At 60.8% G+C, this 16,421-nt stretch carries 16 protein-coding genes; 3 read left to right on the top strand and 13 right to left on the bottom strand.

The features are described 5' to 3' along the window. Positions 1 to 76: 76 nt before the first annotated feature. The 3 genes from HX812_RS10110 to zwf are packed head-to-tail and all read right to left on the bottom strand — an operon-like array spanning position 77 to position 2,926. The gene (locus tag HX812_RS10110) at positions 77 to 742 is read right to left on the bottom strand and encodes a bifunctional 4-hydroxy-2-oxoglutarate aldolase/2-dehydro-3-deoxy-phosphogluconate aldolase (protein ID WP_038850555.1); all 666 of its coding nucleotides are present in this window, start codon (positions 740 to 742) and stop codon (positions 77 to 79) included. Positions 743 to 759: 17 nt separating this feature from the next. Beyond that, complete coding sequence (pgl, locus tag HX812_RS10105) at positions 760 to 1,473, bottom strand: 6-phosphogluconolactonase (protein ID WP_038850554.1); 714 nt, start codon at positions 1,471 to 1,473, stop codon at positions 760 to 762. Further along, the gene (gene zwf / locus HX812_RS10100) at positions 1,460 to 2,926 is read right to left on the bottom strand and encodes a glucose-6-phosphate dehydrogenase (protein ID WP_033896321.1); all 1,467 of its coding nucleotides are present in this window, start codon (positions 2,924 to 2,926) and stop codon (positions 1,460 to 1,462) included. Before zwf ends, pgl begins: the two co-directional genes overlap by 14 nt. Positions 2,927 to 3,146: 220 nt before the next feature. On the opposite strand from zwf, the gene HX812_RS10095 reads away from it, so the two are divergent. Continuing rightward, positions 3,147 to 4,007 (top strand): MurR/RpiR family transcriptional regulator, encoded by an 861-nt coding sequence (locus HX812_RS10095; RefSeq protein WP_174555598.1) that lies wholly within the window; start codon positions 3,147 to 3,149, stop codon positions 4,005 to 4,007. Between the two features lie 131 nt (positions 4,008 to 4,138). Here the strand turns inward: HX812_RS10095 and HX812_RS10090 are convergent, their stop codons facing one another. From HX812_RS10090 to HX812_RS10045, 10 genes are all read right to left on the bottom strand, one after another. Continuing rightward, the gene (locus HX812_RS10090) at positions 4,139 to 4,984 is read right to left on the bottom strand and encodes a D-hexose-6-phosphate mutarotase (RefSeq protein ID WP_038851614.1); all 846 of its coding nucleotides are present in this window, start codon (positions 4,982 to 4,984) and stop codon (positions 4,139 to 4,141) included. A 102-nt stretch (positions 4,985 to 5,086) separates the two neighbouring features. Beyond that, entirely contained in the window at positions 5,087 to 6,433 is a 1,347-nt protein-coding gene (locus tag HX812_RS10085; protein ID WP_016975394.1) for a carbohydrate porin, read from the bottom strand. A gap of 85 nt (positions 6,434 to 6,518) precedes the next feature. Beyond that, entirely contained in the window at positions 6,519 to 7,679 is a 1,161-nt protein-coding gene (locus tag HX812_RS10080) for an ABC transporter ATP-binding protein (protein WP_016975396.1), read from the bottom strand. Positions 7,680 to 7,681: 2 nt separating this feature from the next. After that, positions 7,682 to 8,527: a carbohydrate ABC transporter permease gene (locus HX812_RS10075; protein ID WP_016975397.1), complete on the bottom strand. Its 846-nt coding sequence runs from the start codon at positions 8,525 to 8,527 to the stop codon at positions 7,682 to 7,684. Continuing rightward, the gene (locus tag HX812_RS10070; protein ID WP_033896325.1) at positions 8,520 to 9,428 is read right to left on the bottom strand and encodes a carbohydrate ABC transporter permease; all 909 of its coding nucleotides are present in this window, start codon (positions 9,426 to 9,428) and stop codon (positions 8,520 to 8,522) included. Before HX812_RS10070 ends, HX812_RS10075 begins: the two co-directional genes overlap by 8 nt. A gap of 169 nt (positions 9,429 to 9,597) precedes the next feature. Further along, on the bottom strand, positions 9,598 to 10,884 hold the full coding sequence (locus HX812_RS10065) for an ABC transporter substrate-binding protein (protein WP_038851613.1): 1,287 nt from the start codon (positions 10,882 to 10,884) through the stop codon (positions 9,598 to 9,600). A 104-nt stretch (positions 10,885 to 10,988) separates the two neighbouring features. Next, positions 10,989 to 12,248 (bottom strand): AGE family epimerase/isomerase, encoded by a 1,260-nt coding sequence (locus tag HX812_RS10060; RefSeq protein WP_038851612.1) that lies wholly within the window; start codon positions 12,246 to 12,248, stop codon positions 10,989 to 10,991. Positions 12,249 to 12,363: 115 nt separating this feature from the next. Beyond that, the gene (locus HX812_RS10055; RefSeq protein ID WP_038851611.1) at positions 12,364 to 13,209 is read right to left on the bottom strand and encodes a hypothetical protein; all 846 of its coding nucleotides are present in this window, start codon (positions 13,207 to 13,209) and stop codon (positions 12,364 to 12,366) included. Between the two features lie 114 nt (positions 13,210 to 13,323). Then, positions 13,324 to 14,322, bottom strand: a complete 999-nt coding sequence (locus HX812_RS10050; RefSeq protein WP_038851610.1) for an NAD(P)-dependent oxidoreductase — start codon at positions 14,320 to 14,322, stop codon at positions 13,324 to 13,326. 52 nt (positions 14,323 to 14,374) lie between these two features. Then, entirely contained in the window at positions 14,375 to 15,268 is an 894-nt protein-coding gene (locus HX812_RS10045; RefSeq protein WP_016975403.1) for a LysR family transcriptional regulator ArgP, read from the bottom strand. A gap of 98 nt (positions 15,269 to 15,366) precedes the next feature. Here HX812_RS10045 and HX812_RS10040 point away from each other — a divergent pair, with 98 nt between their 5' ends. Then, positions 15,367 to 15,768, top strand: a complete 402-nt coding sequence (locus tag HX812_RS10040; protein WP_038851608.1) for an ACT domain-containing protein — start codon at positions 15,367 to 15,369, stop codon at positions 15,766 to 15,768. Positions 15,769 to 15,773: 5 nt separating this feature from the next. Continuing rightward, positions 15,774 to 16,373, top strand: a complete 600-nt coding sequence (locus HX812_RS10035; RefSeq protein WP_033896331.1) for a LysE/ArgO family amino acid transporter — start codon at positions 15,774 to 15,776, stop codon at positions 16,371 to 16,373. Positions 16,374 to 16,421 lie beyond the last annotated feature (48 nt).

Genomic DNA, 16,421 nt, shown 5'->3' with positions numbered 1-16,421 from the left:
AAAAAAAAGCGGTACACCGACCAAGTGCACCGCAAAAATGCCGTTAAGCACAGCAACAACGATTCGGTAAATCAGATCAATCCAGCAGCGCCAGCGCCTCGGCGGTGACTTCCTGGATGCGGGCCCAGTCGCCGTTCTTGACCCACTCAGGGTCGAGCATCCAGCTACCGCCCACACACATCACGTTTTTCAACGCCATGTAGTTTTTGATGTTGGCCGGGCCGACGCCGCCGGTCGGGCAGAATTTCACTTCGCCGAACGGGCCGCCCAGGGCCTTGATCGCGGCCACGCCGCCGCTGACTTCGGCCGGGAACAGTTTGAAGCGGCGATAGCCCAGGCCATAACCCTCCATGATGCCCGAGGCATTGCTGATGCCCGGCAGCAGCGGGATCGGGCTGTGTACCGAGGCTTCCAGCAGGTCGCGGGTGATGCCTGGAGTGACGATGAACTGCGAGCCAGCGACTTCGGCGGCTTCAAGCATGTGACGGTCGAGCACGGTGCCGGCACCGGTGCACAGTTCAGGGCGTTGCTCGCGCAGGACCTGAATGGCCTTGAGGCCGAACTCGGAACGCAGGGTCACTTCCAATGCGGTCAAACCACCGGCTGCCAGGGCATCGGCCAACGGCAGGATGTCCTGTTCGCGGGCGATGGTGATCACCGGCAGGATCCGCGCCTTGGCGCAGAGGCTGTCGATCAAGGCAACTTTATCCGCCATGGGCACGGTCGGTTGAGGGCTTTTCATAGCGGCTGATCCTTGGCTCATGGGCACCAGTAAATCTCTAATGTAGGTTGCAGAAACGCGCGAATCGGCATGGCAGCGACGTCGTCACTGGCCAGCGCAGCGCTCAAGGTGGTCAATTTCGAACTGCCGGAGATCGACAGCACGGTGTAGTTCGCCGTCGCCAGCAATGCGCGACTCATGGTCAGGCGTTGGTGCGGCACGGTCGGCGCCAGCATCGGCCAGCAACGGCGGGTACCGTCGGCCTTCAGTGCTTCGGCGAGGTTCGGGCTGTTGGGGAACAGCGACGCGGTGTGGCCGTCATCGCCCATGCCCAGCACCAGCACATCAATGGCTGGCAATTCGCCCAGCAGGCGATCGGCCTGCTCGGCAGCGTCTTCAAGGTTGGCCGCGGCGCTGTACAGGCTCAAGAACTTGGCCTTGGCCGCCGGACCTTGCAGCAGATGCTGCTTGAGCAAACCGGCATTGCTGTCGGCATGCTCCACCGGCACCCAGCGCTCGTCGGCCAGGGTGATGGTGACCTTGGACCAATCCAGGCCCTGCTTGGCCAGGTGCTGGAAAAACGCCACCGGGCTGCGGCCACCGGACACCACCAGGGTCGCCTCGCCACGGGCGCTGATGGCCGTGCGCAGTTGCTCGGCCACGTCAGTTGCCAGGCCTTCCGCCAACAGCACCGGCGTGCGGTACTCGTGGGGGGTTACGCCCTGGGGCAGTTTCAAATCAGATATCGCCATACCACGACCTCCCATCCCGCGTGATCAGTGCAATGGAGCTCATCGGCCCCCAGGACCCCGCCGCGTACGGCTTGGGCGCATCACCGGATTTCTTCCACCCGGCGATCAACTGGTCACACCACTTCCACGCGGCTTCGATTTCATCTTTGCGAACAAACAGGTTCTGGTTGCCGCGCATCACTTCCAGCAACAACCGCTCGTAGGCATCCGGGATACGGGCGCTGCGGTAGGTGTCGGAAAAATTCAGTTGCAGCGGACCGCTGCGCAGTTGCATGCCCTTGTCCAGGCCCTGCTCCTTGGTCATCACGCGCAAGGAAATACCTTCGTCCGGTTGCAGGCGGATGATCAGCTTGTTGCTGATCTGCAGGCGCTGTTCCGGGGCGAAGATGTAGTGGGACGGTTCCTTGAAGTGGATAACGATCTGCGACAGCTTTTGCGGCATGCGCTTGCCGGTACGCAGGTAGAACGGCACCCCGGCCCAACGCCAGTTGCGGATATCGGCACGCAGGGCGACGAAGGTCTCGGTGTCGCTCTGGGTGTTGGAGTTTTCTTCTTCCAGGTAACCCGGCACCGGCTTGCCGGCGCTGTAGCCTGCGATGTACTGGCCGCGCACCACCTGGGTGGTCAGGCCGTCCGGACTGATCGGCGCCAGGGCCTTGAGCACCTTGACCTTCTCGTCGCGGATGCTGTCGGCGGACAAGTCGGCCGGCGGGTCCATGGCGATCAGGCACAGCAGCTGCAGCAGGTGGTTCTGGATCATGTCGCGCAGCTGGCCGGCCTTGTCGAAGTAGCCCCAACGGCCTTCGATACCGACCTGCTCGGCCACGGTGATTTCCACGTGGGAGATGTAGTTCTGGTTCCACTGGGTTTCGAACAGGCTGTTGGCGAAACGCAGGGCGATCAGGTTCTGGACCGTCTCTTTACCCAGGTAGTGGTCGATGCGGTAGGTGCGGTTTTCCGGGAAAAACTGCGCCACGGCGTCGTTGACCTTGCGCGAGGACTCCAGGTCCGAACCGATGGGTTTTTCCAGCACCACGCGGGTGTTTTCCGCCAGGCCGACCTTGGACAGGTTCTCGCAGATCGCGCCATACACCGCCGCCGGGGTGGCGAAGTAGGCAATCAGGCGTTGCTCGGTGCCGGCGATGTCCGCCAGGGCCACGTAGTCATCGGCCTTCAGGAAATCGACGTGCACATAAGTGAGGCGTGCCAGGAAACGCTGGGCAATGGCTTCGTCCAGCTCCTTGCCGACGAACTCGCGCAGCGCGTGTTCGATATGGGCCAGGTGCTGTTGCTCGGAACCGGCTTCACGGGCCAGGGCCAGGATGCGCGTATCGTCGTGCAGCAGCCCGGCGCCATCAAGTTGATAGAGGGCAGGAAATAACTTGCGCAGCGCCAGATCACCCAAGGCGCCAAACAGGGCAAAGGTGCAGGGTTCTACGGTTATCGAAGGCATGATGTTTGTTCTTTTATCAAGTTAAGCTACAAATACCTTTTTTCAAGGCATCACTCAAGGAAAAATGTAGTAATAACCACAACATTTTCCCGAAATACGCATTGCGAGTGGTGGTGTTCAGCTACCCTCAGTAGGATAGGCCACCGCAAAAGGCCACTCGTCGATTGGTTGCCACCTTTTTATTTGCATCGTCGCCCGAAGGAAAGACTGAATGGACCGCGTGCGAAATCTTCTGGAACAGATCCGGAACCGCCTCGAAGAATTGAACAAGGCCGAGAAAAAAGTCGCCGAGGTCATCCTGCTCAACCCGCAGCAGGCGACCCGCTTCTCTATCGCCGCCCTCGCCCAGGCTGCCTCGGTCAGTGAACCGACGGTCAACCGTTTCTGCCGTTCGTTCGGCGTGAGCGGTTACCCTGAGCTGAAATTGCAGTTGGCACAAAGCCTGGCCAGTGGTGCCGCGTATGTCAGCCGTGCCGTGGAGGCCGATGATAACCCGGAGGCTTACACGCAGAAGATCTTTGGCAGTGCCATCGCGTCCCTGGACAGTGCCTGCCAGGCGCTGGACCCGAACTTGATCAGCAAAGCCGTGGACCTGTTGATCCAGGCGCGGCAGATCCACTTCTTCGGCCTGGGCGCCTCGGCCCCTGTGGCGATGGATGCGCTGCACAAGTTCTTCCGCTTCAACCTGGCAGTGACGGCGCATGCCGATGTACTGATGCAGCGCATGATCGCCTCGGTGGCGCACACGGGCGAGTTGTTCGTGATCATTTCCTACACCGGGCGCACCCGTGAGCTGGTGGAAGTGGCGCGCATCGCGCGGGAAAACGGCGCATCCGTGCTGGGCGTGACCGCCGAGAACTCACCGCTGGCCAAGGCCAGTACGGTGAGCCTGAACATTCCGTTGCCGGAAGACACTGATATCTACATGCCAATGACCTCGCGGATCATCCAACTGACGGTGCTGGATGTGTTGGCGACCGGCATGACCTTGCGCCGTGGCGTGGATTTCCAGCCGCATTTGCGCAAGATCAAAGAGAGCTTGAATGACAGCCGGTATCCGGTGGGGGATGAGTTCAACTAAGGCTGGAATCTCTACCAGTAAAACTGGCCTCTTCGCGAGCAAGCCCGCTCCCACATTCGACCGCATTCTCATGCTGGAACTCGGTCAAATGTGGGAGCGGGCTTGCTCGCGAAGAGGCCCTAAACATCCCGCTAAATTCCAGCCCTGGCCTGCAAACTCAAATGCGCCCGCTCCCCCGGCGCCAAGCTGGCCGCAGCCATCGCCGACTCCACGCACACAAACCCCGATGCCTCGTTGAAGCTCACGCCCAACAGCGGCCGGCTGCCCGGATGCCACACCACGGTGTCGGCGCTGTCGCCCGTATCGATACACAGCTCACGCTGCCAGGCATGGTCCTTGAGCTGCAATTCACCGTCATGCTGGAACACCCGCTGACAACCACCTTCCACGCGTAGCTCGCCTTCCTGCTGGCAAACCTGGCGATTGAGCTGGTCGTAGCCTTGCGCGCCCTCAAGTCCAGACAGCGCTACCTCATCAACGTGACCAATACGCCAGTAGGCATGCAAAGCGTGGCTCAATTGGCACGGCAGCTCGTCCTGATGCTCGGTACTCAAGCGCAATTCCAGGGTTTCGCCCAGGTGCGCGTGCAGGTCGACTTGCCAGTCGCACAGCTGCAGTTGCCAGTGCAGGCGTACGCCGTCGTCGTCGGTGCTGCTGTCGAGCAGTTTCCAGTCGATCAGCCGCGCCCAGCCATGAGAGGGCCAGGCATTTTCGCTCGGGTGACGGCCATACCACGGCCAGCACACCGGTATGCCGCCCCGGATGGCGCCGACTTGCGGCCACTTGGCTGCACACCACAGCCAAGGCTTTTGACCGGTAGGCTGAAAGTGCAGCAATTGCGCGCCCTGGCGGCTGAACACCGCCTGGCACAGCGGATGGTCGATCACCAACACGTCACGCATCTGGAAGCGTTCCCAGGCGAACACCGGACGCTCGCGCAGGGATTTGAAAAAGCGTTGCAGCGGTTGCTCATGCATGTGCCACAGTCCTGAATGTCTTCACAGTGCTGCCCAAAAAAAGCGGGTAGCCATGGCTACCCGCAAAATGCGCACAGAGAGAAGGAGCTTATCGCAACAACGTTAGAACGTAGACTGAATTTTCAGGCCGGCTACCAACGCGTTGTCGACTTTATCCACGCCGCCAGGCTGCACGACGTATTGCAGGTTTGGACGCACGGTCAGCCAGTTGGTGACGTGGAAACCGTAGTTGAGTTCGACGTTGTATTCAGTCTCACGGATCGGCGTGTACAGCGGGTTATCGTAGTCACTCACGCCATTGGCGGCGTTGAGCAACTCAGAGTTCTTCTTCACGTCATCGTTGACGTGCAGGCGAGCGACACCGATACCAACGTCATCTTTTGGACGCGCGTCGAATGGCCCTTTGTACACCAGCATGATCGACTGATAGTTGTCGACCAGGTTGGTTTCCTTGTCGTGGAAGGTGGCGTTGGCCGCGATGTTCAGGCCGCGGGAAGCATCGCCGTTATGCGTGGTGAGTTGCTGTTGGGCAACGAACCAGTAGCCTTTCTTGCTGCTGCGGGTACGGTAAGCCGCGCCAGTGGTCGCTGCATCGTTGCCGTTGATGTCTTCACGAACGTCCGAAGCATCGGCGGCACTTTTGTAGTAACCCACACGGTATTCGCCCGGCAGGTTGTTGACCTTCGGCGACCAGACCAATTCCACCGGAATCACGGTGCCCTTGGTGCCGCTGCCGCTGAGTTTGAAGCCGTTGCCGTGCTCCAGTTGCGATGGGTTCTGGTTGTACGCACCGATTTGCGCATACAGCTCAGGCGTGATGTTGTACTTCACGCGGATCGCGGCCTGGCTGACCGGCCAGTTGTACCAGGTGTTTACATAGTTACCCACTTGCGAGCCGCAGAACGACAGGTTCTGGAAGTCGCACGGGAAGGTGTTGAAGTCTTCGCCTTCGCCGAAGTAACCGAGTTTCACGTCCAGCTTGTTGTCGAACATCTGGTGCTGGATCCAGAACTGGGTCAGACGCACCATGTGGCCACGGCCGTAGACTTCTTGAGACGAACTCAAGGTGCCGGCACGCGGGTCGCCAATACGGTCATTGGAGATATTTTGGCCATTACGGTTGGTCAACTGGATCTTGGCTTGGGTGTTATCCCAACCCCACAACTTTTGCAGGTCCAGTGCTACGCCCAGACCGAATTGATCGGAGTAACGACCGGTCTTGTCGTTGTTGTAACCACCTTTGGCGTTGTAGCCCATCTCCCCAACGTAGTCAGCCTTGATGTCGATACCTTGCTCGATCAGCTTGGTACGCTCGCCACCCCAGTCGCCGGTCATCCATTTCGAATCAGCACTGAATGCATCGGCCGCCATCGCATTGGCGGACAATACCAGGGCTGCTGCAGCTGACATTTGGCAGATCAGCCGAGTGTTGTTGTGTTGCTTTTTCATCCCTACATCCTCGTCTTTATTGTTATTAAACTGTTTTTATCTAACGCGGTTTACTTTTTTTATCTAAAACAACAACTTATCTGCTTCAACGGCCTTTGAATTGGGCCACATTGTCGGCATGCCCCTGGGCGGGCAATGAAGAAGCAGTGCCCAGTCGCTCGCCGGTGTTGGCGTCGAACAGCAATACCTTGGAAGGATCGAATTGCAGGGTCAGGGTCTCGCCCACCTGCGGTGCCACGTCGGGTGCCAGGCGGCAGCAGACCTTGGTGTCATTGAGTTGCACGAACACCAGGGTGTCCGGGCCGGTCGGCTCGGTGACCTGCACTTCGGCACGGATGCTCGACGCACTGTCGCCCTCGCCCGAGGCCAACATGATTTGCTCCGGACGCAAGCCCAGGATCACGTCGCGGTCCTCAAGGCCGGCATCGGTGGTGTTAAGCGCCAGTTCGCAACGGGCCTGGCCGCTGTCGAGCAGGGCCACCAGGCGACCGTCCTTGCGTTGCAGGCGCAGCGGCACGAAGTTCATCGGCGGCGAACCGATAAAGCTCGCCACGAACTGGTTGGCCGGGTTGTTGTAGATTTCTTTCGGCGTACCGAACTGCTGGATGATGCCGTCCTTCATTACCGCGACCTTGTCGCCCAGGGTCATTGCTTCGATCTGGTCGTGGGTCACGTAGACCGTAGTGGTCTTGAGGCGCTGGTGCATCAGTTTCATTTCGGTGCGCATCTCGACGCGCAGCTTGGCGTCGAGGTTGGACAGCGGTTCGTCGAACAGGTAGATCTTCGGCCGACGCGCCAGTGCACGGCCCATGGCCACGCGCTGTTGCTGGCCGCCGGAGAGTTGGCCAGGCTTGCGGTTGAGCAGGTGTTCGATCTGCAGCAGCTTGGCCACACGCGCCACTTCGGCGTCGATATCGGCCTGGGGCATCTTGCGGATCTTGAGGCCGAACTCGATGTTCTCGCGCACGCTCATGGTCGGGTACAGCGCGTAGGACTGGAACACCATGGCGATGTCACGGTCCTTGGGGCTCATGCCGCTCACGTCCTGGTCGCCGATCATGATGGCGCCGCCAGTGATGGTCTCAAGACCGGCGATGCAGTTCATCAGCGTGGATTTGCCGCACCCCGAAGGGCCGACCAGGATCAGGAATTCGCCTTCCTTGATCGACAGTTCGATGTTCTTCAAGGTGTCGGGCAGGCCGGCGCCATAGGTCTTGTTTACATTGCGAAGTTCAAGCGTAGCCATGATTACCCCTTGACCGCGCCGGCCGTGAGGCCGCGCACGAAATACTTGCCTGCGATCACATAGACCAGCAGGGTCGGCAGCCCGGCGATCATCGCCGCCGCCATATCCACGTTATATTCCTTGGCCCCGGTGCTGGTGTTGACCAGGTTGTTCAGCGCCACGGTGATGGGCTGGGAGTCACCACTGGAGAACACCACGCCGAACAGGAAGTCGTTCCAGATCTGGGTGAACTGCCAGATCAGGCAGACCATGATGATCGGGGTCGACATCGGCAGAATGATCTGACGGAAGATGGTGAAGAAACCTGCACCGTCCAAACGCGCGGCCTTGATCAGCGCATCCGGAATGCTCACGTAGTAGTTACGGAAGAACAGCGTGGTGAACGCCAGGCCGTAGACCACGTGCACGAACACCAGGCCGGTGGTGGTGCTGGCCAGGCCCATCTTGCCCAGGGTGAACGAGGCCGGCAGCAGCACGGTCTGGAACGGCAGGAAGCAGCCGAACAAAAGCAGGCCGAAGAACAGCTGCGAGCCTTTGAAGCGCCAGAACGACAGCACATAACCGTTCAACGCACCGATGGCGGTGGAGATCAGTACGGCCGGAACGGTGATCTTGATCGAGTTCCAGAAGTAACCGTCTACCGTGGCCCAGGCCTTGACCCAGCCGATGCCGGTGACCACGGTCGGCCAGCTCAGCAGGTTGCCGGAGCTGATGTCTTCCGGGGTCTTGAAGCTGGTGAGCAGCATCACCACCAGCGGCACCAGGTACAGCAGCACGGCGAGGATCAGCACCGCATAGATCGCGATGCGACTCAGGCTGATGGGTGATTTGGAGGCGAGACTAGTCATTACGCTTGGTCCTCAGCTCGGAGTAGAGGTAAGGCACGATGATCGCGAGGATCGCACCGAGCATCAGGATGGCACTGGCCGAACCCATGCCCATCTGGCCACGGCTGAAGGTGAACGAGTACATGAACATCGCAGGCAGGTCGGACGAGTAGCCTGGGCCGCCGGCGGTCATCGCCGCTACCAGGTCGAAGCTCTTGATCGCAATGTGCGCCAGGATCATCACCGCACTGAAGAACACCGGACGCAGGCTTGGCAACACCACGCTCCAGTAGATGCGCGGCAGGCTCGCACCGTCGATCTGTGCAGCGCGCACGATCGATTGATCGACACCGCGCAGGCCAGCCAGGAACATCGCCATGATAAAGCCCGAGGCTTGCCAGACGGCAGCGATCACCAGGCAGTAGACCACGCGATCCGGGTCGATCAGCCAGTCGAGACGGAAGCCTTCCCAGCCCCAGTCACGCAGGAGTTTGTCCAGGCCCATGCCCGGGTTGAGCAGCCATTTCCAGGCGGTACCGGTGACGATCATCGAGAGCGCCATCGGGTACAGGTAAATGGTGCGGATAAAACCTTCACGACGGATTTTCTGGTCGAGGAAGATCGCCAGGGTCACGCCGATGACCAGGGTGATACCGATGAACATCCCGCCAAACACCGCCAGGTTCTTGCTCGCTACCCACCAGCGGTCGTTGTCGAACAACCGCGCGTATTGCGCAAGGCCCGCCCATTTGTAGGTGGGCAGGAATGTGGAATTGGTGAACGACAGCACAAACGTCCACAGGATGTAGCCGTAGAAGCCCACCAGCACGATGAACATGCTGGGCGCCAGCACCAGTTTGGGTAGCCAGCGCTGCAGTGCATCGAACGGCGAGGCTTTGCTGAACACAGCAACAGAACTCATGGGGAAATCCAGTACAGGGAAAAAGGACTACTGCCTGCCGGAGTCTGCTGGGTGTGGCGAGGGAGCTTGCTCCCGCTCGGCTGCGAAGCAGACGCCGCCTTTGGGGGTGCTTCGCACCCCAGCGGGAGCAAGCTCCCTCGCCACAACAGCCCGACTCTTGAACAGGGCCTTACTTGGCAGACTTGATCGCAGCGCCCAATTTCTTGGCGGTGTCGGCCGGGTCGGCTTTCGGGTCGTTGATGAAGTTGGTCACGACATCAAAGAACGCACCTTGCACCGCCAGGGTAGTGGCCATGTTGTGCGCCATGCTTGGCTGCAGGCCGCCGGTCTTGGCGTCTGCCAGGAAGTCCTTGGCAGCGGTCTGGGCGCAGGAATCGAAGCCGTAGGAATCCATTTTGTTCAGCATGTCGTTGCGAACAGGGATCGAACCCTTGTTGATGCTGAACACTTTCTGGAAGTTCTCACCCAGCACGACTTTGGCAATGTCTTGCTGGCCAGCAGCGGTGCCTTTGTCTTTCTGCTTGAACACCGCCAGGGAGTCGATGTTGTAGGTGAAGGCTTTGTCGGTGCCTGGGAAGGCTACGCACTCGTAGTCCTTGCCGGCGACTTTCTTGGCCGCGGTCCATTCGGACTTGGCCCAGTCACCCATGATCTGCATGCCGGCCTTGCCGTTGATGACCTTGCCCGCTTCGAGGTTCCAGTCCTGGCCTTTGCCGTCGACGTCCATGTAGGTCGCGACTTTCTTCAGTTCGGTCAGCGACTTGACCATTTCCGGACCGGTCAGCGCAGCGTTATCCAGGTCAACCAGGGCTTTCTTGTAGCCATCGGCCCCCATCACCGACAGAACGACCGCTTCGAACACGGTGCTGTCCTGCCAAGGCTGGCCACCATGGGCGAGCGGAATGAAGCCTGCGGCTTTCAGCTTGTCGCCGGCTGCGTAGAATTCTTCGAGGGTGGTCGGGTTCTTGGTGATACCGGCTTTTTTGAAGACTTCCGGGTTGATCCACAGCCAGTTCACGCGGTGGATGTTGACCGGTACGGCGACGTAGTCACCTTCGTACTTCACGGTGTCGGAGACTTTCTTGTCGAGCAGGGAGTCCCACTTCTCTTCTTTGGCGACGTCTTTGAGCACGTCGGTGTCGAGCAAGCCGGTGGACGCCCATTCCTGGATGTCGGGGCCTTTGATCTGGGCAACGCCTGGCGGGTTGCCAGCAACCGCGCGGCTTTTCAGCACGGTCATGGCGGTGGCGCCACCGCCACCTGCTACGGCGCCGTCTTTCCAGACGAAACCATCTTTCTCAACTTGGGCCTTCAGGACATCTACAGCCGCCTTTTCACCGCCCGAGGTCCACCAATGCACAACTTCAACCGTCCCTTTCGAGTCGGCGGCAAATGCAGAGAGGGGAAACAACGAGGCAATGGAAATAGCAACGGCGAGGCGATTAATCGCATTCATCTGAGTACCTTTTCTTGTTGTTATGCATGCAAGTCTTAGGCTTGCGCTGCACGGAGTTTAAACATGGATTTTTCAGGCGCAGGTAACAAAGGGATGGACAAATGTCACCAACCGGTGACATAGCGCCCAGCCCCGATGGCACTGGCCATGCTTGGCGCCAACGGCAGCGCAGGCAGCAATACCGCTTGCCAGGCATGGTACAGGTCGGGCTTGCCACCCCAGATGACGCTGCTGGGTTGGTTGTGGGGGCTGAGTTCGTGGTGCCAGCTGCCGTGAATACGGTCGATGAAGTGGGTTTCGCAAAACTCCCAGAAACGCCGGTACCAGGTTTCGTAGTGCAACTCGCCGGTGCGTTTGAGCAACGCCTGGGCTGCAGCGCTGGCTTCAGCGTGGGTCCAGTGCAGGCGTTCGCGCACCACCGGGCGCTGGTTCCAGTCGAGGGTGTAGACGATGCCGGGGGCGCCATCCACGGACCAGGCGTATTCGCAGGCGCTGGCGAACAGGCCCTTGGCGTCGGTCACCAGCCATTCGGGCGTAGCAAGCCCGGCGTGCAGGCGCGCGGCTTCCAGGTGCAGCACCAGCCGCGCCCATTCAAAACCGTGGCCGGGAGTGATGCCGTAGGGGCGGAAGCCGTCGGCGGGGTTGTCTTCGTTGTAACCGAGCAAGGGTTGCCAGTGCGTGTCGAAATGTTCGATCACCATGAACTGGTTGCCCGCCGCGTGGGTGTGGATAACCCGCTCGACGATGCGCAAGGCGCGGTCCAACCAGCGCGTATCGCCGGTGACATCGGCCAGCGCGAGGAAGGCTTCAGTAGCGTGCATGTTGCTGTTGGCGCCGCGATAGGCTTCGACACCGCTCCAATCCTGGGCGAACGATTCGAGCATCACGCCCTCCTCCTCGCTCCAGAAAAACTGGTCGATGATATGGACAGCGTCAGTCAGAAGGTTTTGTGCACCGGGCGCACCTGCCACCACCGCCGAGCTGGCGGCCAGGGCAACGAACGCGTGCAGGTAAGCCGCCTTGCCCCGGTTGCCATCGAGGGCGTGGGGCGTGGCAAACCAGCCACCGTGCTCACTGTCACGCAGCGGGCCACTGAGGGCTGCAACGCCATGCGCAACCAGCTCGGCATACCCCGGCAAGCCCAAGGCGTGGGCCATGGCGAAGCTATGGGTCATGCGGGCGGTGTTCATGGTTTCGGCGTGGGCGTCGGCCGGCAATTGGCCTTTGTCGTCCAGGTTGCCAAAGCCGTCGGGCAGTCGGGACGCCTTGGCGAAGGCCAGCAGGCGCTGCCCCTCGGCCGCAAGCCAGGCGTGGTGGGCAGGCGCGTTCAGCCAACTGCTGGCAGGCAGTGGTTGCGTGGTCATGGGTGGCCCTTATTGTTTTTTGTGGGATGACCGGAGTCTAAACAAGGGCGCGGTGGGGGCAAGTAACGAAGGCGATGGGAAATGTCACCAAGTGGTGACATTCCCAACATCAGCCTTATTGCCCGAGCGGGGTGACCCTTGCCGGCGCATTCAGCTGCTGGTTCAGGTTCTGCACCTGGCTTTGCAACGTGGTGATGTTGCGCGTGGTCTGAATACGGAACACGTCGAACTCTTTATTGGTCGGCGCATCGCTGTTGGCCGGCTGGTTGTCCTGGGCGCTCTTGAGCACCACAAGGTCTTGCTCGATACGCGCGATGGCAGCACTCGGGTTGCCCTGTTTCTTCAAGGCGGCCACGTCTGCAGTGAGCTCCTTGATTTCGTTATCGCGCTTTCCGGCGTCAACTTGCGCCGCCTTGAGCGTCGCCACGGCGTCGGTCAGCGCCTGCACTTGGCCCTGCAGCTTGCTATTGGCGTTGGACAGGTCGGTGGTGCTGGCGGTCATCTGTGCAAGTCGTTTATCCAACTCGGTGGCTTGCCCAGCCACGCCGACCTGCTGCTTGCCCTGCTCCAGCAACTGGGTTTCCAGCTGCTTGATCTGCAGTTTCAGCGCTTCGCTGCCGTTGTTGACGCTGGCCTCACTGGCCACCACCTTGCCGGAAATGTCCTGCAGGCGCCCCGCCGCTTCCTCGCTGATGCGCGCGAAGCTTTCCTGGGTGGCCACCAACTGCTGGCCCATCAGGGAGATCTGCTGGAAGCTCCACCAGGCCAGGCCCGCAAAGGCGATCAGCAGCGCGCCGATCAACGCCCACAAAGGCCCGGTGCTGGCGCTCTTGACCTTGACCACCTGGGGGTTGCGCGAGCGCACCGAGGTGGCCGGGGTGGGTTCGAAATCATCGTCATCCCCGACATCGGCCCGCAGGCTGGGAACGTTGTCGAAGTCGTCTTTAGCATCGTTGCGCATGTATCAACCCTGAATCGGTGAAGTGGCGTGCGACGGGAGTATAAACCGCGTTCCCGGCGCACTGATCGACCCGGAACGCCAGATTCGGTTCCCGAAGTGTTGCCGCTTGTGTGCTTACTTGAACCCCGGATCCTGGGCTTTCCACCAACTGCAGAACTCGTCGAGGGCGGTCCACAGGCTGACTTTGGGCTCGTAATCCAGATAATGCCTGGCGCGGCTGATGTCGAGGGTGAAATCTTTGTTCATCACTTGCATGCCCAGGCGCGAAAGAGACGGCTCCGGTCGCCCGGGCCACATCGCACAAAACGCTTCGTTGAGCGCCGCCACGCTGTAGGACAAACCGTAGGACCGGTAACGCGTCACCTGGGGCAATTGCATTTGACGCATCACGTAGTTGACCACATCCCACACCGGCACTGGCGTGCCGTTGCTGATGTTGTAGGCCCGGCCCAGCGCAGGGCCCGGCGCGAGCAAACTGCTGAGCAGGGCTTCGTTGAGGTTGTGCACGCTGGTGAAGTCGACCTTGTTCAGGCCGTCGCCGACGATGGCCAGGCGGTTCTTGCGTTGCATGTTCAGCAGGCGCGGGAAGATGCTCATGTCGCCGGCCCCCGTAACGAATCGCGGGCGCAGGGCAATCACCTCGAGGCCGAACTCCTGGGCACCGAACACCTTCTGCTCGGCCAGGTATTTGGTGGCGGCATAAGGGTGCTTGAAGCGCTTGGGCACTTGCTCTTCGGTCAGGCCCAGGTGGTCGCGACCGTCGAAGTAGATGGAGGGCGACGATAGATGCACCAAACGCCCGACGTGCTGCTTGAGGCAGGCTTCGACGACGTTTTCGGTGACCAGCACGTTGCCTTGGTAAAAGTCCTGATACTTGCCCCACAAGCCGACGGCGCCGGCGCAGTGCACCACGGCCTCGACATCGCGGCACAGGTGACGCACCAGGTCGGCGTCATTCAGATCACCCTGGATAAACTCGGCGCCGCGCCTGACCAGGTGCTCCACACCTTCGGCACGTCGCCCGTTGACCCGCACGTCCAGGCCCTGCTCCAGGGCGAAACGCGCAAAGCGCCCGCCAATGAAGCCGCTTGCGCCGGTGACCAGAATCTTCATGTATTACCCCATGTTCTTACGTTTTTCATCGCTGTTGCCTTGACGCACGCCATCACTCCAACGGCACCAGCCATTGACCACAAGCCTGGGCCAGATGGTCGGTCAGCAAGCCCAACAGTTGCCCGCCACTGCGCCAATGATGCCAGTACAGCGGCACATCGATGGGCTTATCTGGCAATAACTCGACCAATATGCCCTTTTCCAGCTGGTCGCGAACCTGCAATTCCGGCACCAGCCCCCAGCCCAGGCCCGCCTCGGTGAGGCGGATAAAACCTTCAGACGATGGGCACAAATGGTGCTCGAAACCGCCGTCCACGCCGAGAGAAGCCAGATAGCGGTGCTGCAGGAAATCATCCGGCCCGAACACCAGTGCCGGGGTGCGCGCCAGTTGATCGGCGCGTACGCCCTGGGGAAAGTGCCGGGCGATAAACGCCGGGCTGGCCAACGCGCGATACCGCATGGCGCCCAGCAACAGGCTGCGCGCGCCCGCCACCGGACGCTCGCTGGCGCAGATGCAGGCCGCCACTTCGCCAGCGCGCATGCGTTTGAGGCCGACGGTCTGGTCTTCCACCACCAGATCCAGCAGCAAATGCTGCTCGGCGCAAAACCCGCTGACGGCCTCGGCCCACCACGTGGCGAGGCTGTCGGCGTTCAACGCGATGCGCAGGCGTTCGGGCATGCCTTCCTCATCCAGCGCGGGCACCTGGCTTTGCAGGTCGCGCTCCAGTAAGCGCACCTGTTGCACATGGTTGAGCAGGCGACGGCCGATATCAGTGGGCGTCGGCGGCGTGGCCCGCACCAGTACCGGCTGGCCAATACGTGCCTCCAGCAACTTGATGCGCTGGGAGATGGCCGACTGCGACAGCCCCAGCACCTGAGCGGCACGCTCGAAGCCCGCTTGTTCCACCACGGCTGCCAGGGCAGAAAGCAATTTATAGTCGAACATCAGTTTCTCTAATGAGCGATCAGGAATATTGGTTTTTCTTATACAGCCTGCACCCTGAGAATAGCCAGCATCGCTCTTCTCTTTATAAGGAACCTCCCATGGCTGGCGAAACCGCCCTGGCAACCCTGCTGCGCAGCATGAGCCCTCAACTCAATGACGGCGACTATGTGTTCTGCACCGTGCCCGACAACCGCATCCCTGCTGGCTGCGAGGTAATCGGCAGCTTTCGCGAGCAGGAAGGCTTGACCCTGATCGTTGAACGCCAACAAGCGGAACAGGCCGGCCTGGCTTTTGACTACGTCGCCGCGTGGATCACCTTGAATGTGCATTCGGCCCTGGAAGCCGTGGGCCTCACCGCCGCCTTCGCCAGTGCGCTGGGCAAGGCCGGCATCAGTTGCAATGTGATTGCCGGTTATTACCACGACCACCTGTTCGTCGGGCGTGCCGATGCCGAGCGCGCCCTGCAGGTGTTGCGGCAACTGGCAGCAGACGCGGAGTAAATCCTATGTGGCAAAGCTATTTGAATGGTCTGCTGGTGGCGCTGGGCCTGATCATGGCCATCGGCACCCAGAACGCCTTTGTACTGGCGCAGAGCCTGCGTCGTGAACATCACTTGCCCGTGGCGGCATTGTGTGTGGTGTGTGACGCCCTGCTGGTGGCCGCCGGGGTGTTCGGCCTGGCGACGGTGCTGGCGCAAAGCCCGGTGCTGCTGGCGGTGGCACGCTGGGGCGGCGCGGCGTTCCTGATCTGGTACGGCGCGTGCGCACTGCGCCGGGCCTGTTCGAAACAAAGCCTGGACCAAGGCGACACTCTCAAGGTGCGCTCGCTGCGCGCGGTGTTGCTGAGCGCGCTGGCCGTGACCCTGCTCAACCCGCACGTGTACCTGGACACTGTATTGCTGATCGGCTCACTCGGCGCACAGCAAACCGAACCCGGTGCCTACGTGGCCGGCGCCGCCAGCGCATCGTTCCTGTGGTTCGCCACCCTGGCACTCGGCGCGGCATGGCTGGCACCCTGGCTGGCGCGGCCGGCAACCTGGCGCCTGCTGGACCTGTTGGTGGCGGTGATGATGTTCAGCGTGGCCTATCAATTGATCGCGGCTTAGGGAATATTCCAAAACGCTCTGGAACCTCTATCCCACACAGTTGTTGCG

It is taken from the genome of Pseudomonas sp. IPO3749 (assembly GCF_013386605.1).
In the GTDB taxonomy this organism is placed as follows: Bacteria; Pseudomonadota; Gammaproteobacteria; order Pseudomonadales; family Pseudomonadaceae; genus Aquipseudomonas; species Aquipseudomonas azotoformans_A.
The sequence above is the reverse complement of the archived record's forward strand: the minus strand, read 5'-3'. Positions and strand labels throughout refer to the sequence as shown.

Bases quoted from the DNA above. Each gene is read 5' to 3' on its own strand.
- HX812_RS10040 (WP_038851608.1), top strand. From the start codon at position 15,367: ATGGCTGGCGAAACCGCCCTGGCAACCCTGCTGCGCAGCATGAGCCCT.
- HX812_RS10075 (WP_016975397.1), bottom strand. From the start codon at position 8,527: ATGACTAGTCTCGCCTCCAAATCACCCATCAGCCTGAGTCGCATCGCG.
- HX812_RS10035 (WP_033896331.1), top strand. From the start codon at position 15,774: ATGTGGCAAAGCTATTTGAATGGTCTGCTGGTGGCGCTGGGCCTGATC.
- HX812_RS10085 (WP_016975394.1), bottom strand. From the start codon at position 6,433: ATGAAAAAGCAACACAACAACACTCGGCTGATCTGCCAAATGTCAGCT.
- HX812_RS10045 (WP_016975403.1), bottom strand. From the start codon at position 15,268: ATGTTCGACTATAAATTGCTTTCTGCCCTGGCAGCCGTGGTGGAACAA.
- HX812_RS10065 (WP_038851613.1), bottom strand. From the start codon at position 10,884: ATGAATGCGATTAATCGCCTCGCCGTTGCTATTTCCATTGCCTCGTTG.
- pgl (WP_038850554.1), bottom strand. From the start codon at position 1,473: ATGGCGATATCTGATTTGAAACTGCCCCAGGGCGTAACCCCCCACGAG.
- HX812_RS10060 (WP_038851612.1), bottom strand. From the start codon at position 12,248: ATGACCACGCAACCACTGCCTGCCAGCAGTTGGCTGAACGCGCCTGCC.
- HX812_RS10050 (WP_038851610.1), bottom strand. From the start codon at position 14,322: ATGAAGATTCTGGTCACCGGCGCAAGCGGCTTCATTGGCGGGCGCTTT.
- HX812_RS10055 (WP_038851611.1), bottom strand. From the start codon at position 13,209: ATGCGCAACGATGCTAAAGACGACTTCGACAACGTTCCCAGCCTGCGG.
- zwf (WP_033896321.1), bottom strand. From the start codon at position 2,926: ATGCCTTCGATAACCGTAGAACCCTGCACCTTTGCCCTGTTTGGCGCC.
- HX812_RS10080 (WP_016975396.1), bottom strand. From the start codon at position 7,679: ATGGCTACGCTTGAACTTCGCAATGTAAACAAGACCTATGGCGCCGGC.
- HX812_RS10110 (WP_038850555.1), bottom strand. From the start codon at position 742: ATGAAAAGCCCTCAACCGACCGTGCCCATGGCGGATAAAGTTGCCTTG.
- HX812_RS10090 (WP_038851614.1), bottom strand. From the start codon at position 4,984: ATGCATGAGCAACCGCTGCAACGCTTTTTCAAATCCCTGCGCGAGCGT.
- HX812_RS10070 (WP_033896325.1), bottom strand. From the start codon at position 9,428: ATGAGTTCTGTTGCTGTGTTCAGCAAAGCCTCGCCGTTCGATGCACTG.